Genomic DNA, 16,693 nt, shown 5'->3' on the forward strand with positions numbered 1-16,693 from the left:
ACAAAACATTAAACAGAACTGATAGATATTTATTATCTACCGAGAAAAGTTTTTAGAGGTACGAGCCCCTTATTTTTTCTTTGTCTTATATGCGAACGACTGCCAGCGCTCTTCCGGCCAGTCCTGTTGTTGCATGTCATAGCGTGCCATAACAAAAAACAGGTCGGACAAGCGGTTGATAAAGCTCAGGATTTCTTCCGGGACGGCATCTTGCCGGTTCAAAGTCCAAAGACGGCGTTCTGCTCTTCGGGCAACTGTGCGGGCAAACTGCAATTGGGCAGAAACCGGTGTGCCTCCGGGCAGCAAGAAGTAACCATTCTCTTTCAGCTCGGCCGTCATCGCATCCATTTCCTGCTCACAGAAGGTTGCCAGATGGGGTGATAGACTGTTCGGGTTCTTGTCGCGAATGGCCGACGGAGTCGCTACATGACTCATAACCACCATCAACTCCCGCTGGAGGGTATGCAGCAACCTTTGCCAATCATGTGTTCGTGGAAGCAATGAACGGATTATGCCGATCACCGCATTCAATTCATCGATGGTTCCGTTTGCTTCAATCCGGATATCGTCTTTTTCTACCCGTTCTCCACCATGAATACCGGTTGTTCCCCGGTCGCCGGTCCGTGTATAGATTCGTTTCATTATTCAAATAATTTAAGTAAATCAATCTCTCCCCAGTATAGATGCGTGTAACTGGCTATCACGTTTTTGTATCGGAACACAGGTGTACCGACAGGTATTCCCTTGGCATTGTATACCTGAGTGACAGACTCCGGCAGTTCTTCCGGCTTCGGTTCGAATTGCGTATAGTGGAACTCGTGGCCGCGAAGATGCTGTCCGTTATAATCGAAAGACCGATACCCCAACGTCAAACGCCTGTCGGCTTTACGGCTTGAAATATAGAAAGGAAATACCCATGTTTGCGGTCCGGTCGCAATCCCCGGATGTTCCGACCGGTCGAAGAGAATACCTTTAGAAAGGTAAATCATCCCTCCGCATTCGGCAAGCACGCGCCCGCCCGACTCAGCATAGTTACGGACAGACTGCATTCTTCGCCAAGCCCGACTCAGCCGGGTATGACATTTCTCCGGATAGCCTCCGGGAAGATAGAGCAGATCGGTTCCTTTCGGCAACGGACGATTGTGTTCAGGATTGAAAAAGGTAACGGTTCCCAAACGGCGAAGTATATCCAGATGTTCCTGATAGATGAAAGAAAAAGACTCTGCACTGCATGCCACGGATATTTTTAAATCTCCTTGTCGGAAAGTATCCGGAGTAGAAGGTATGGGGGCAGGAAACATTGTCTCTTCAAGCAGGCGGGTATAGTCGATGTGTGTTTCCATTAAGGTGGTCAACTCCTCAAGTGCATCCGTCCCTCCCGAACGGCTGAAGTCCAACCCCAAGTAGCGGGATTCCTGCACCAGATTCTCCCGCTTAGGCAAATATCCTAAACAGGAAATACCCAGTTCGCTACATACTTCCTGTAGCATTTCGTAATGACGGGGAGACCCTACACGGTTAAAGATAACTCCCGCTATTCTTATCTCAGGACGGAAATGAAGGAAGCCCGAAAGCAAAGGAGCCATCGAGTAGGCCGTCGACTTGGCATCGACTACCAATACGACGGGTAAATTCAGCAAGCGGGCTATTTCGGCCGAAGAACCCCGGTCACGGTCATATCCGTCATACATGCCCATCATTCCCTCCACAATACAGGCATCGGCCCCCGTGGCATAACGGGCATAAAGTTCCCCCACATGCTCTGCCGAAGCCATAAAGGTATCCAGGTTAATGGAAGGACGCCCGCAAACTGCCGTATGATATTTGGTATCGATATAGTCGGGCCCGCACTTGAAAGGTTGTACTTTCAACCCTTTCTTTATCAATAGTGCCATTAATCCGCGACTGACCGTTGTCTTTCCGCTGCCCGAAGAAGGGGCTGCTATCAGAAACTGAGAAATCATCCTACACTCCATATTGTCAGTTTTTATCCTGCAAAGATACGGATATTTCTCTCTAAGGGTATATCTTTATCTGTAAAAATGCGCTATGGCTGCTGGGTCGGCACCAGTTCCAGAAACATGGTCGTGGTCAGTAAAATCCCGATAGATACGCAGACAAGAACAAGTAACCAATTAATATATTTTGCTTTAGGCTTGGTATCGGCATGCAGATTGTTGAGGAAATACTCCCGGAAAAAGAGGTATAATGCGGGAATCGTTGCACTGGCCAGCAGAAAATCTTCCGGAATATTAAAGAAGTAAGTTTTCGACAAACCGATAAGAGACCAATGGCACAGGAACAATACCAGAAACATATTCACTTTGCGCGAGAATAACAGAAGCAGACCGATGGTAAAAACGGTTACCGAGCAAGGCATCACCGGCGATGTAATGCCGGGAAAAGCAAGTCCCCTTGCGACAGACACCAAAGGATATACGAATGGCAAAGCCAACAGCACATACGAAAGCATATCGTATTTATGCGTACGCTCAAAAGTGGTATATCCGGTGATGGCATCCCACACCCATATCGTAGCCATAACCACCCAAAACATAGCCAGCGACCCGTTATAGCTGCGCTCGTCACAACAGATGGCATAGTATGCGATGGCAATCCACGAATACAGAAAAACCATATACAGTTTCATGCCCATCTTTACCCATGGACGGGGATTCTTTATTAGCATCACTGTCAGCAGCAAGCCGGCAACAATGATCAGCAACTGATAGATCCAGGTAGCAGAATTATAATACGCAATAGTTTTCCAGAATATCTCCATAAAATATAGGTTCTTATTAAACAGATTAATTTATTAATGCCGCGTCAGGGAAAATGCTTTGTGAGGAAACAGGAACATGGGGAAAGTGGCTCCCACTGCCAACATAAAGATAACGGTACAGGTCACCAGTCCGTTGGCAAAGAATGTCTCCATGTATTTACCCAGCCGCTCCGGCTCGTTCATTGTTTGCAGACTCATAATCAGTGAAAACACCATGTTATAAGCAAACTTACCCGGAATCATCGGAAGCAATGCCGGTATATAGAGTACGGTCATCGGGCAATATACTTTCTGCCCGAGCCACAAGCTGCCGAAACCGATAATCAATGCTCCGAACAAAGAAGCCGTAGCAATATCCACCCCCAGAAAAGTCATCAGGCAATAACGGCAGGCATGTCCGGCAGCCGCAAGTAACGCAATCATCTTGAAAGCCCGCAACGGCGGATCGGATATAGCCCCAAAGCCAATACCCGCAATTGCGGCAAAAAATCCATCGGAAAGAATATCTAAAGTTATCATATCAAACTGTTTTTAACCATTAACAATGTAAACGAAAGACCTATCGCAATGCTGACAATCAGCAGGGCAGCCTCCGTCAACCGGGCAAATCCCGTGAGGATATATCCTTCTACAATATCGATCACACCATTGATCAGCGGCACGCCCGGTACCAGATAAAGCACGCTGGTTGCAAGGGCTATCTCAGAGGTAGTGTCAAAAATAAGTGCCGTCGACGCACATAATGACGCAACAAAAGCGGAAACAATAAAAATGATATAATGATTTATTTTCTTCTTCTGCATCTGTTGCTTCAGGAAAAGCCCCGTGATAGTAGCCGAAAAGACAATGCTCATAGAAATGATATCACCACCAAACAACTTACAGAACGAAGCATTGGCGAATCCGACCAGCAGAAGCACAAACAACGGATCTATTTTCGGTGCCGATATAATTTTATTGAACTTGTCCGCCAACTCGTGTAAAGGCAGATGTTTGTCATAAACCTCCCAACTCAAAGCACTCAATTCAGAGTTGTGTTCAAAACTGATCGGATGAGCAGGAATATCAATTACTTCGTTACAAGCCTCACGCGTTTCGTTATCAATAATGGTCAGGATAATGTTTTTATGAAAAACACTCAACTTCACATCCACCCCATAGGCTTCTCCGATACGCTTCGAGTTACGGATGACACGTGAGGTGTGCACACCTGCTCCCATCAGATGGGCCGAATATCCGGCAATGAACTTGGATATGGAAATCAAAGATTCATTTGTAGTCATAATGCTCACTTTTTTAAATCGGGCGCAAAAGTACAAAAAAGATAGGAAAGAGAGACATGATGCAACCTTTCATTTTATCCAAATCTTGTTTCGCACCGCTTTCCTGCTTCCATTCAGCATCTTCCATCATTGACATTTTGACATTCTGCCATTTTGTATTTTCTATATGGCTTATAGCGCATTTTTCGGAGTCTGTCCCAGGCCTCTCCGGAAAAAGCGCCGTATTTACAATTCTCCAAAAACAAAAGAACATTCGTGAACATATCTTCCAAGCAAATTAAAATATATCCACTGCATTTTGTAGCATAAAGCATATAAATAACTGATATTACAATCCAAACGATTAATCCGGCCGAGCATCGAGACGGAGTCAACCAGCGTAAGAAACAGAGCTTTTAGTGCCTCTTTTTAGAGTGTTAATCTCACCCGGATACAATGTTAACTTCCTCTGAACGCAATGTTAACTTCCTCCGAATACGATGTTAACTTCATATAAAGACAATATTAACTTCCTAAAGGCAAGAAATCGATCATTTCTGATCATTCAAAGCATATTTAATCACAATACAATCCGAATATCGTATACTAATGCCATATTTATGCAGAGGACTTTTCTATTTCACACATATAGAATTCTTCCCTTGTTTTAAAAATGGAGCAAATTCCTTCTTTCTGCTACAAATAAGCAGTAAACCGCGTCCTTTTGACTGAAAGACATCCGCCTTTCCCAATATAAAAGACTTCACTTTTCCGATATACCTATAAATAAGTATATTCTTTAATTTATTTCTATATAAACTAATAAATGTATATCTTTGCCCCCGCTTAGGTGATGCAGTCGAAGCATTCCGTTCGATGCATAAAAGGGAATCCGGTGAGAATCCGGAACAGTGCCCGCTACTGTGATGCCCATATACTCCGCATTCTGTTCAAAGGAGGAAAGGAAAGCATTTCTACACATACCACTGTCGATGCCGGAAGGCAAGGCGGGAAGGTTGCTTTCTAAAAAAGGGATAGTCAGGAAACCTGCCGAGCAGACATAGATAACAGTGCCGTCCCGGGGTCAGGAAGGCCGTTTATTAACACATTATTCAAAAACATCAATGGACAAAAGATGCTTACTGACCATTCTCTTGGGAGGATGTGCAGCGGTGGGTGCGTTTGCACAGCAACACGCAACAGGCAAAGACAAAGAGATGACTGTGGACCTGAACCCTGTAGTTGTGACAGGTACCGGTACACACCAAAGACTGAAAAACACACCGGCTCCGGTGGAAGTAGTAACTGCCAACGAAATAAAGAAAGCCGGTATCACAGACTTTCAGCAGGCAATGACCATGCTCGTTCCTTCCCTTTCATTCTCTACCAACTCAATGGGTTCTTACCTGATGATGAACGGCCTCTCCAACAAATATGTACTCATCTTGATTAATGGCCGAAAACTGATAGGGGACACTGCGAACAATATCGACCTCTCACGCATCGACATGAGCCGCGTGAAACGCATCGAGGTGCTTGACGGCGCAGGTTCATCACTTTATGGTTCTGATGCCATTGCAGGTGTAATCAACATCATCACCAATGAACCGAAAGAACTGATGCAGGTAACTTCCACCACCCGATATGAAGATCATCGCCAACTGACACAAATGGTAAATGCGGACATCGCTACTGAAAAGTTCGGTTCGTACACCTCCTACAAACATGAACAAAGCGCAGGGTGGAGAAACAGTGACTTAGCATACGTGACTGATAAAAAAGGCAATGTATCGACAGTACCTACGGTATCGCCTACGTCCAATGGTTTCCACTCCAATTTAGTAAATCAGAAGTTCACTTTCGAACCAACAGAAAAACTTTCATTTTATGCCAACGGCGGTTATTACTGGAAGCTGACTGACCGCCCGGTATACGACAAAGAGATTGATGGAGGTTCAAAATATGACCTGCATTACGAATCGTATAACTTCGGTGTAGGCGGACGCTATAAAATCAATAAACGGTCTTCTATCCAACTCGACCTGATAAACGACAATTATATGCAGAACTATAAGTACCTGGTTGATGACACTAAAAAAAATATTGCAATTGGTGATTATACAAAAACAAAACGGCAGCACTTCTATGATGCCGAACTGAAAGGTATCTTCAACTTTGCGAAAGACAACATGACGGTATTCGGAGTAGACTACCGTTCGGAAAGCCTGGACCGCCCCAGTGCTAATGTTGATAAAGCAATCTATACGGCCTCTGCTTATGCACAACACGAAATTAAATTATGGAACTGCCTCAAAGGTATTGCCGGTGTGCGTTACGATTATCACGAACTTGCCGGGGGACGTTTCACTCCCAAAGTAGCTCTGATGTATTCCGTGGGGGCTTTCAATATCCGTGGTACATACTCTACCGGTTACCGTGCTCCGGGTTTGGATGAATTATATTATTATCTCGTAAAGCCAGGGGGGAGTACCATTACCCAAGGTAACAAAGACCTGAAAGCAGAACACAGTAACTACTACTCCATCAATCTGGAATATAACACGAACCGTCTGAATGTATCTGTTACGGGCTATCTGAATTACATTAATGGTATGATTAACGCAACCACCACTCCCCTCAAAGACTTACCCAATGGTGAAGAACTTCGTGCAAAAGCTCAGAAAGACTTCAACCTGACAGATGCCGAAGCCAAAAAGCTCTCCAATTACAAACTCTACGGCAATCTCGACAAGGGTGTTATCCGTGGCTTTGAAATAAATGCAGCAAGCAACCTCGGTGCAGGCTTCAGCCTGAATGGAAACTATGCTTTCGCTTATGCACGTGGTAAAAGTGTGGACGGTGTGTGGGGTAACATCGAACGCTCGGTACGCCATACAGGAACCGTAGCGGGGAATTACAGCCATTCTTGGGATGACTATCTGCTGAACATCAACATCAACGGACGTTTCCAGAGCAAACGCTTCCATCCGGGACACAGCTATGGTGACGCTCCGGGTTATGGGGTGTGGAACCTGAACGTAAAACATTCACTGACAGGATTCGAACACCTGGGACTGGACTTCGGCATGGGGATCGACAACATTTTCAACAAACGTGATACCCGTCCCAATGGCGTTAACTACGCACTTCTTTCTCCGGGACGTATGGCATATGTAAGTTTAACTCTCCGATTCAAGAAATAACCAATGAAAACATCTATTCTCTCTTTACTCTTGTTAGTTTCCCTCTTCTGCTCCGCGCACGAAGGGGGAAACTTCGTGGCCTCCGATATGCTGGCCACCATGCAACCGGGCGATAAAGCCGCCCTTCTTATGGTACACTTCGGTACTACATACGATGACACCCGTACCAAAACCATCGATGCCATCAATGCCAAAGCCAAAGAAGCATTCCCGCAACTGGAAATGCGCGAGGCTTATACTTCACGTATTGTCATGCGCCGCCTCAAAGCTCGCGGCATTGAGAAACCCAGTCCACTGGAAGCACTGTTGAAACTTCTCGGAGACGGCTATACACATGTCATTGTGCAGAGCACTAACATTATAGAAGGTGTTGAGATGGAGTCGTTGAGACGTGACGTAGCCTCAGTAGCGCCATTCTTTAAAGAGATCCGGGTAGGTAACCCGCTTCTTTATTCGGTAGAAGACGCTGAGGCTGTGGTGGATATCCTGGGCAACAGCAAGCCGGAAAAAGGCAGTGTGGTCCTCGTCGGACATGGCACTTATACCCCAAGTACAGCTACTTATGCCATGATCGACTATATGCTGAAAGCCAAAGGATTAAAAAACTTTCATGTAGGTACCATCGAAGGTTACCCTACATTCGACACCATGCTTCAGCAACTGAAGGATAACAAAACCAAGCAAGTGACGTTGGTTCCCTTTATGTTTGTAGCAGGTGACCATGCCAACAACGACATTGCCGTCGACTGGAAAGAAGCTCTTGAAAAGGAAGGCTTGAAAATAGATGTACGTATGCAGGGATTGGGTGAAATACCCGCTATCCAACAACTGTTTATCGACCATGCCCGGTTTATGCTGAAGCACAAAATGGTGGACATTATGAAGAAAAAAGCCAAATATGCAAAAGAAAAAGACGAATGAAAAGAGTGATATTAATGGCAATAGGCAGTGTACTATTGCTCCCCTCGCAAGCACAGCTGCAAAACAAAAAATATACCAACTTCAATGATTCTATATTCTCAATCAACGAAGTAGTAGTGTCAACCAACTACAGACGAAAGACCGATGCCCTGAAACTGGATGTTCCCGCCAAGTTCATTCCCATTTCAACCAATTCAATCACTTCCGGAATGCTTGAGAAACGAAACATCCGGGACATACAGGAAGCTGCCCGTTTCCTCCCAGGTGTACGCTTCCGCACCTCCTACGGAGCCTTTACGCAGTTCTCTATCCGCGGGTTCGATAATTCCGTGATTATGGTGGACGGAGTGCGTGACGAACGTTCATCCATCGACAATTCCTATCCGTTTATGGACCTGTCTTCCGTTGAAAGTATCGAATTGCTGAAAGGTCCGGCTTCGGTACTCTACGGACAGTCCGCCGTAGGTGGCGTCCTCAACATTGTCCGTAAAGCTCCCATAAGCAAACAAAGCGTATACGCACGTCTCGCTTATGGCAGTTATTATAACAAACAGGCTACAATGGCGTTAGGCGGCAAACTGATAGGTCCCCTAAACTATCGTGCAAGCGTCAACTGGCAAGATCAGGAAGGATGGAGAAGCAATGCTACCAAACGTCTTTCCGGATACCTGGCCCTTGGCGGCCATCTGACTGAAAGCGACGAACTGGACATCCGTATCGGCGCCAACCGCGATTTCTATCCGACTGAGATCGGTTTACCTCCCACGATGTCTTATGATATACTCTCAGCCACAGACGGCAGCAAATACCTGAGCAAAGGAGATGCCCTGCCCGGACTGAACAAAAAAGCCCGCTACAACAGTGAATCGGACTTTATGTACAATCGTGGTTTCAACGCATCCGTCCTGTATAAACACACCTTCAGCGAAGCGTTCAAGCTGATGGACAAGCTCTCTTATACGTATGACGATATTGATTATTTCGGTACCGAGTCATTGGACTATCTGACAAGTGACAGCCCTATCTATGATCATTATTACATGACCAAAGACGAGCAAGGTAACGACACCAAAAAGTATATCTGTCTGGATTCCATCTATTACAGTTATCCGCTACGCTTCTCACATATCGCTAAAACTGTGAACAACCAACTGGAAGCAAGCGGTAAGTTCTATACCGGAGACGTTGTGCACAACTATCTGGGCGGTTACTCTTTTGTATCCCTGATGCGTGACTCTTACATGGCTTATCGTAATAAAAGCACTGGAGCCACCGGCCCCGGAACCACAAGACACGGTTCGGTATATAATCCACACAGCATTGGCTGGATGGAAGCGCCTTTCAGATTTGTCACCGCACAGAAAACATTCACCCACGGATTTTACCTGCAAGACCTGGTGGAGTTCAGTGATAAACTGAAAATGATGCTGGCAGGACGTTATGACCTGTTCATGTACAAGACCGCCAACCTGAACACCAGCGACGGAGGACGCCATTATGACAAACCGGATGACGATGCATATAACAAAATCACCAACGGTGCCTTCACGTTCCGTGCGGGATTGGTGTATCTACCTATTGACAAAGTGTCCATTTACGGTTCATACGGTACTTACTTCAAACCTATCCGCGCATTTTATGACGCTAATACCATTTACATTGATAAGGATGGTAAAGAGTTTATTCCGGTAAATGGCAAAGAGGTATTCAAGCCGGAGAAAGGTTTCCAGGTAGAAGTGGGAGCACGATACGAGATCACACGTACGTTGCAGGCTAACGTAAGCTTATTCTATATTAATAAAGATAATATCCGCCAGACTCTTGCAAACAAAGGAGACATTGCCAATGGTGTAGAACTGGACAAAAAAGTTGTAGGGCAAGTGGGTAGAATGGATTCCAAAGGATTCGATATTGATATTACCTGGAGTCCTGTTTACAACCTGTCTATGAGCGCCGGATACGGATACACCGATGCCAAAGTGCGTGACCTGGCCAACAACCCTTATATGCAGACGAACGCAAGCGAAGGCAAGCAGTATGCTTATATCCCTAAAAATACTTTCTACGCTTTCGGTGCCTATACGGTTTCAAAAGGTATGCTGAAAGGTTTGGGAGTGAATCTCTCTACCAGTTTCCAGGACAAAGTGTACCGTAACTCGGACAATACAAGTTCGTTCGATGCTTACTGGCTGACCGACCTCGGTCTCTCTTATACATTAAAGAGCAATGTGCGTCTGGGAGTCAATCTCAACAATCTGTTCAACAAGGAATACTGCAACCAGGCACTTGGCAATCAATTGATACCAAGCATGCCACGTAATTTCATGCTTTCTGCGTCTTATACTTTATAATGATGATCACGAAATTGATGTACACCATTCACAGGGTACTGGGCACACTGCTCAGTATCCTGTTTTTAGTTTGGTTCCTGTCAGCTTTTGTCATGATGTACCACGGATTTCCACGTGCATCTCAAGCTGAAAAATTAGAGAAACTGGAACCCCTGTCTCCTTCACTGCCTTCTGTCGGCGAAATCACTTCCCGACTGCCCGAAGGTGAAAAAGTGAAAGGAATCCGGATAGACCGATACCTCGGACAGACCGTCTTCCACATCCGCACGGACAAAGGTGAACATAACCTGCCCGCTGACTCTGCTCAGGCACTACCATCTGTAGACGGATCCCGTATCCGCCGGACAGCGTCCCTATGGTGCAGTGCGCCGGTGGAGCGGATAGATACGCTGAACCGGCTCGATCAATGGATTCCGTTCGGTAGCCTGAAGAAGGAGTTTCCCATTTATAAGTTCCACTTTGCCGATGCAGAGAGACACCAGTTATACATCGGCTCGCAAAGTGGAGAAGTATTGCAGTTCACCACCCGTAACGAACGTTTCTGGGCATGGCTGGGGGCTATTCCACATTGGGTTTACTTCACCTGGCTCCGGCAAGATGCCGCTTTATGGAGCGTCACGGTGATCTGGCTGTCGGGCATTGGCTGCCTGATGACGATTGCAGGACTTTGGGTAGGTATCGACATCTGGCGCCGTTCACGCAAACAGGGAAAAGGTTTCTCGCCCTATCGCAAAAAGTGGTATCACTGGCATTATGTGACGGGAATCGTTTTCGGTCTCTTCGTGCTGACATTCTGTTTCAGCGGAATGATGTCACTGGCAGAAGTTCCGTCCTGGATCAGCAAACCGGTATTGGATAAAAATCCCACACGCGAAATAAAGAAAGGAGCACCGAGGTTAGAGCGGTATGTGCTGGATTACCGCCGGATATTAACCGAATATCCCGACGTACGCCAGATAGAATGGAATAATTTCCGCTCGCAGCCTTACTATATAGTAAAACGAAGTGAAGGAGATCTATATATCGATGCATCGGACTCCCTGTCGCGCCCGCTGAAACTGGACGAAAAGCAGATAACGGATGCCGTGAGAGTCATACATGGTGACAGTGCCCGGCTACATGCAGCACTGATCAACGAATTTGAAACCTACTACAGGGATATGAGCCGGATGTACCGTGACCGCAGTCTGTTGCCCGTCTGGAAAGTCACTGTCGGCGACGCAGACAAGAGTTGTTACTACATCCATCCGGAAACGGCCACCGTACGATATGTGAACGATACGGCCCGTTGGAAATACTGGATGTACACCGCCCTGCACCGCTTACGCATACAGGGACTGAACTCTTCGCCTACACTCCGTAAAACCGTTCTTTGGGTACTATTGCTGGGCGGTACTGTCTGTTCGCTGAGTGGTGTAGTGCTCGGAGTGAGGTACATCGAACGTAAATGCAGAAAGAAAATAAAAAGATAAAATGAAAGGGTGCACCCATCTTTATGTTCCCGAATAAAAGGCTAAAAACGGATTAATCCGTATCTTTGCTACATAGTTTCTCTAAATCAGGAATAGGAAATGAATCAGGTTCACCACAGAGGACACAGAGGGCACAGAGTTTTAATCTCTTGTTTATATGGATGTTTAAGAGAAAGATATTCTCTGTGTCCTCTGTGGTGAATAATACTCAAAACCGATAAATTATGAAACAACCCAAGATAATCGTAGCCGGCATCGGGCCGGGAAGTGAACAAGATATTACCCCTGCGGTGCTCGCTGCCGTAAGTGAAGCAGATGTAGTGGTGGGATACAAGTATTATTTTCGTTTTATCCGTGACTTTGTCCGTCCGGATGCCGAATGTATCGACACCGGAATGAAGCGCGAACGGGTTCGTGCCGAACAAGCTTTCGAATACGCCGAACAAGGCAAAACAGTCTGCGTCATCAGTTCGGGCGATGCAGGTATCTATGGCATGACTCCCTTGATATATGAAATGAAACGCGAACGACAGAGCGATGTGGAAATCATCGCCTTGCCCGGAATCAGTGCTTTCCAAAAAGCTGCCTCCCTGCTGGGTGCTCCGGTAGGACACGATTTCTGCGTCATCTCCCTCTCCGACCTGATGACTCCGTGGGAACGCATCGAACGCCGTATCATCGCCGCCGCACAAGCCGATTTTGTAACCGCCGTCTACAACCCCAAAAGCGAAGGACGCTACTGGCAGCTATACCGCCTCCGGGGATTGTTTCTGCAGGAAGGGCGCTCGCCGGAGACTCCGGTGGGATATGTCCGCCAGGCGGGCAGAGATGAACAGGAAATACACGTAACGACTCTTTCCGCATTCGATCCGGAAGAAGTAGACATGTTCACGGTCATCATCATTGGTAATTCGCAAACCTACTCTTTCGGTGAAACGATGATTACTCCCCGCGGGTATTATCGTGAGACAAAAGAAGACGCAACCGGCATAGGACAGGATATTATGATACGCAGTTTCCGTACCATCGATCGAGAATTGAAAAACAAAAACATCCCGCTCGACCATAAATGGGCTTTGCTGCATGCCATCCACACAACGGCGGACTTTGATATGGAAAAACTACTCTACACCGATCCCGGTGCAGTGGCTTCACTTTATCATGCCATCGGTGAGGGAAAATTGAAAACGATTGTCACAGATGTGACCATGGCTGCATCCGGCATTCGCAAAGGTGCTTTGCAACGTCTGGGTGTCGAGGTAAAATGTTACCTGAATGATGAAAGGGTAGCAGAAATGGCTGCCTCTAAAGGCATCACCCGTACACAAGCCGGCATCCGCCTGGCCGTAGAAGAACACCCGGACGCTCTATTCGTATTTGGCAATGCTCCCACGGCACTCATGGAACTGTGCGACCTGATCCGCAAAGAGAGAGCACAGCCGTCCGGCATCGTTGCCGCTCCCGTAGGTTTTGTCCACGTACAGGAGTCCAAGCACATGACCAAACCCTTCGTTCACATCCCCAAACTGATTGTAGAAGGCCGTAAAGGAGGCAGTAACCTGGCAGCCACACTGGTCAACGCCATCCTCTGTTATCCGGATGCCGAACAATTAAGACCGGGAAGAGACGTTTAAAAGGAGAGAAAACCCATTAGAAACTTAAAGACATGACAGATCACCATCATCCCACCCAATTCATTGTCATCGGTCTGGACGACAGCCCTACTCCTTATCTCCCACCCTCGATACAGGCACTGATACACGAGGGTAAAGTCTTTTCAGGGGGCTTGCGTCACCATGACATCATCTCCGCCTTCCTTCCCGAAGGGGCGGAATGGATCGATATTACTGTCCCTCTCGATGCGGTATTTGCCCGTTACGAGGCCTACGACCACATTGTTGTCTTCGCTTCGGGCGACCCGCTCTTTTTCGGATTCGCCAATACCATCCGCCGGCGTATGCCCGAGGCGGGGATACAACTTTATCCTACCTTCAACTCCCTGCAAACACTGGCTCACCGATTAGTCATGCCTTATGACGACATGCGCACCGTATCCCTCACAGGGCGTCCCTGGCATGAATTTGACCGGGCGCTGATAGAACGCACACCGAAAATGGGCATTCTCACCGACAGGGAACACACCCCTGCCTCTATAGCCCGACGTATGTTGGACTATGGCTACACTCATTATACGATATACGTCGGCGAACATCTGGGCAACCCGGAACGGGAACGTATCCGCCGGCTGGAACTTCAAGAGGCGGCAGAACTGACCTTTGAATATCCCAACTGCCTGATTGTCCATCAGTACCCCGACACCTATACTCCCACCCACCCCAGGGCGCGTATAAATCTTCCTCCACTCGGAATCCCCGATGAAGAATTCGAACTGCTGGACGGGCGCACCAGGATGATCACCAAAGCTCCCATCCGTCTGCTTACACTCAGTGCGCTGGAACTGAATCGCCGCGTCTCTTTCTGGGATGTCGGTTTCTGTACCGGCTCCGTATCCATCGAAGCCAAACTGCAATTCCCACACCTGCACGTTACCTCCTTTGAGATCCGTCCCGAAGGACAAAGACTGATGGAGGTCAACAGCCGGCGTTTCGGCACTCCGGGCATCACCATCCTCATTGGTGATTTCCTTGAAGCCGACCTCGACACCATTTCCCGCCCCGATGCCGTCTTTATCGGCGGGCATGGCGGACATCTGAAGGAGATGGTTGCACGCATCTCCCATTACCTCCTTCCGGGAGGATGCATTGTCTTCAACTCCGTATCCGAAGAAAGCAAGTCGCTCTTTATCGAAGGGATAAGAGAAGCCGGACTCCGGCTCCTCAGCGGAACAAGAATTGCCGTCAATGAATACAACCCCATTGAAATACTCAAAGCCGAACAACAATGAAAACAGCTATTATCGTAATATCAGAAGCCAGCATATCCATGGCGAAAACCCTCAAGCAGGAACTACCTGAGTCTGAAATTTTCTCTACCATCGCAAATGCCGACTGCCGGCATATCCCGGCCCTTCAGGAAGCAGTTCCACAACTGTTCCGCGACTCCGACGCACTTATCTTTATCGGGGCGATGGGCATTTGTGTGCGTGCCATCGCTCCCTGCATTGAAGATAAGAAGACAGATCCCGCCGTGCTATGCGTAGACAGTACGGGACGCTACGTCATTTCCGTACTCTCCGGACACGTCGGCGGTGCCAACGGACTCACCCAATATGTGGCAGGCATTCTGGGTGCCGAACCTGTCATCACCACCCGTAGCGACCGCACCGGACTCTGGGCACTCGACACCCTCGGAAAGAAATACGACTGGCAGGCAATCCCCGGCGAAAACTGCGACATGAACCACCTGATATCCCTTTTCGTCGACTGTGCACCGACCGCCCTGTTACTCGATATTCGTGACGAAGGCACTGCCCAACTGGAACACACCTTGCCGTCACACGTAGATGTGTTCTATAACTTCAAGGACATAGATACCGGCAGATACCGCCTGTTGCTGCTCGTCACTCCTTATTTGTATGAAACTTCCGGCATGCAAGCACTCTATTATGTACCCAAAGTGCTGCACATGGGTATGGGACTGGCACGCAACGCCGGCCCGAAGAATGCCGTCATCACCCGCCTGATGAACACCTTACTGGAAGCAAACATCGTACCTGCCGCCATTCGGACCATCTCCTCCATCGAAGAGAAAAAGCATGAAGAAGTGCTGAAACTGCTTGCTGATGCTTATGAATTGCACTTGTACACAGCCAGCCAACTCAGCCGGGTAGATGTACCTACCCCGAGCGAGGTAGTCGACAAATACATGGGTACGCCCAGCGTATCCGAAGCCTCAGCCTTGCTGACAGCCGGAGGCGGCCCGCTGATTCTGCCGAAGCAGAAATGTGAGAACTTTACCGTTGCCATCGCCATGGATAACGCAGCCGTACGCCAAGGACACATCGAAATTGTGGGAGCCGGTCCCGGCGATCCCGAACTGATTTCGGTACGCGGATGCCGTTTCCTTGAAGAAGCCGACCTGATTCTTTATGCCGGTAGCCTCGTCCCGCGCGAACTGACCGAATGTGCCAAAGCCGGAGCCACCATACGCAGTTCGGCATCCATGACTCTTGAAGAACAGTTTGCCCTGATGAAAGAGTTTTACGACCGCGGACAGCTGGTAGTCCGCCTGCATACGGGCGATCCCTGCATCTATGGTGCCATCCAGGAACAGATGAACTTTTTCGACCGATACGGCATGCGTTATCACATCACTCCGGGCATCTCGTCATTCCAGGCCGCGGCCGCTGCCTTGCAATCACAGTTCACCATCCCCGAGAAAGTACAAACTATCATCCTCACCCGAGGCGAAGGACGCACGCCCATGCCCGAGAAAGAGAAACTCAGCCTGCTGGCACGTTCGCAAAGCACCATGTGCATCTTCCTCAGTGCGGGTGTGGTCGATCAGGTTCAGCAGGAATTACTTGAACATTATCCTCCTACTACCCCCGTTGCCGCCTGTTATCATCTGACGTGGAAAGACGAACGCATCTATCGTGGCGAGCTGAAGGATCTGGCACAAATCGTAAAGGAGAACAACCTGACACTGACCACCATGATTGTCGTAGGCGACGCCATCGACAACCGTGAAGGATTATCACGCCTGTACTCACACCAATTCAAACATCTATTCCGTAAGTAAA

General features: G+C 47.8%; 12 protein-coding genes and 1 riboswitch. Of the genes, 7 read left to right on the top strand and 5 right to left on the bottom strand.

Going from position 1 to position 16,693, the window contains the following annotated elements:
• Positions 1-69: 69 nt before the first annotated feature.
• The 5 genes from FDF36_RS03080 to FDF36_RS03100 all read right to left on the bottom strand — a co-directional run bounded on the left by FDF36_RS03080 (position 70) and on the right by FDF36_RS03100 (position 4,065).
• The gene (locus FDF36_RS03080; protein WP_220390287.1) at positions 70-642 is read right to left on the bottom strand and encodes a cob(I)yrinic acid a,c-diamide adenosyltransferase; all 573 of its coding nucleotides are present in this window, start codon (positions 640-642) and stop codon (positions 70-72) included.
• Positions 642-1,976, bottom strand: a complete 1,335-nt coding sequence (locus tag FDF36_RS03085) for a cobyrinic acid a,c-diamide synthase CobB (RefSeq protein WP_220390288.1) — start codon at positions 1,974-1,976, stop codon at positions 642-644. The genes FDF36_RS03080 and FDF36_RS03085 overlap by 1 nt, the downstream gene beginning before the upstream one ends.
• 71 nt (positions 1,977-2,047) lie before the next feature.
• The gene (locus FDF36_RS03090; RefSeq protein WP_220390289.1) at positions 2,048-2,782 is read right to left on the bottom strand and encodes a DUF6064 family protein; all 735 of its coding nucleotides are present in this window, start codon (positions 2,780-2,782) and stop codon (positions 2,048-2,050) included.
• Positions 2,783-2,815: 33 nt separating this feature from the next.
• On the bottom strand, positions 2,816-3,301 hold the full coding sequence (locus FDF36_RS03095; RefSeq protein ID WP_220390290.1) for a threonine/serine exporter family protein: 486 nt from the start codon (positions 3,299-3,301) through the stop codon (positions 2,816-2,818).
• Positions 3,298-4,065 (bottom strand): threonine/serine exporter family protein, encoded by a 768-nt coding sequence (locus FDF36_RS03100; protein ID WP_005777974.1) that lies wholly within the window; start codon positions 4,063-4,065, stop codon positions 3,298-3,300. Before FDF36_RS03100 ends, FDF36_RS03095 begins: the two co-directional genes overlap by 4 nt.
• A gap of 810 nt (positions 4,066-4,875) precedes the next feature.
• Positions 4,876-5,112: riboswitch (cobalamin riboswitch) on the top strand.
• Positions 5,113-5,168: 56 nt separating this feature from the next.
• Between FDF36_RS03100 and FDF36_RS03105 the strand changes: the two genes are divergently transcribed.
• From FDF36_RS03105 to cobM, 7 genes are all read left to right on the top strand, one after another.
• The gene (locus FDF36_RS03105; protein ID WP_220390291.1) at positions 5,169-7,247 is read left to right on the top strand and encodes a TonB-dependent receptor plug domain-containing protein; all 2,079 of its coding nucleotides are present in this window, start codon (positions 5,169-5,171) and stop codon (positions 7,245-7,247) included.
• 3 nt (positions 7,248-7,250) lie between these two features.
• Complete coding sequence (locus FDF36_RS03110; RefSeq protein ID WP_005806353.1) at positions 7,251-8,168, top strand: sirohydrochlorin cobaltochelatase; 918 nt, start codon at positions 7,251-7,253, stop codon at positions 8,166-8,168.
• Positions 8,165-10,519, top strand: a complete 2,355-nt coding sequence (locus FDF36_RS03115) for a TonB-dependent receptor (protein ID WP_220390292.1) — start codon at positions 8,165-8,167, stop codon at positions 10,517-10,519. Before FDF36_RS03110 ends, FDF36_RS03115 begins: the two co-directional genes overlap by 4 nt.
• Complete coding sequence (locus FDF36_RS03120) at positions 10,519-11,991, top strand: PepSY-associated TM helix domain-containing protein (RefSeq protein ID WP_220390293.1); 1,473 nt, start codon at positions 10,519-10,521, stop codon at positions 11,989-11,991. The genes FDF36_RS03115 and FDF36_RS03120 overlap by 1 nt, the downstream gene beginning before the upstream one ends.
• Positions 11,992-12,215: 224 nt before the next feature.
• Positions 12,216-13,625: a precorrin-3B C(17)-methyltransferase gene (gene cobJ, locus FDF36_RS03125; RefSeq protein ID WP_220390294.1), complete on the top strand. Its 1,410-nt coding sequence runs from the start codon at positions 12,216-12,218 to the stop codon at positions 13,623-13,625.
• A gap of 32 nt (positions 13,626-13,657) precedes the next feature.
• Positions 13,658-14,896, top strand: a complete 1,239-nt coding sequence (gene cbiE / locus FDF36_RS03130) for a precorrin-6y C5,15-methyltransferase (decarboxylating) subunit CbiE (RefSeq protein ID WP_220390295.1) — start codon at positions 13,658-13,660, stop codon at positions 14,894-14,896.
• The gene (gene cobM, locus FDF36_RS03135; RefSeq protein WP_220390296.1) at positions 14,893-16,692 is read left to right on the top strand and encodes a precorrin-4 C(11)-methyltransferase; all 1,800 of its coding nucleotides are present in this window, start codon (positions 14,893-14,895) and stop codon (positions 16,690-16,692) included. Before cbiE ends, cobM begins: the two co-directional genes overlap by 4 nt.
• Position 16,693: the final 1 nt, after the last annotated feature.

The organism is Bacteroides fragilis (genome assembly GCF_019583405.1).
GTDB classification, from domain to species: domain Bacteria; phylum Bacteroidota; class Bacteroidia; order Bacteroidales; family Bacteroidaceae; genus Bacteroides; species Bacteroides fragilis_B.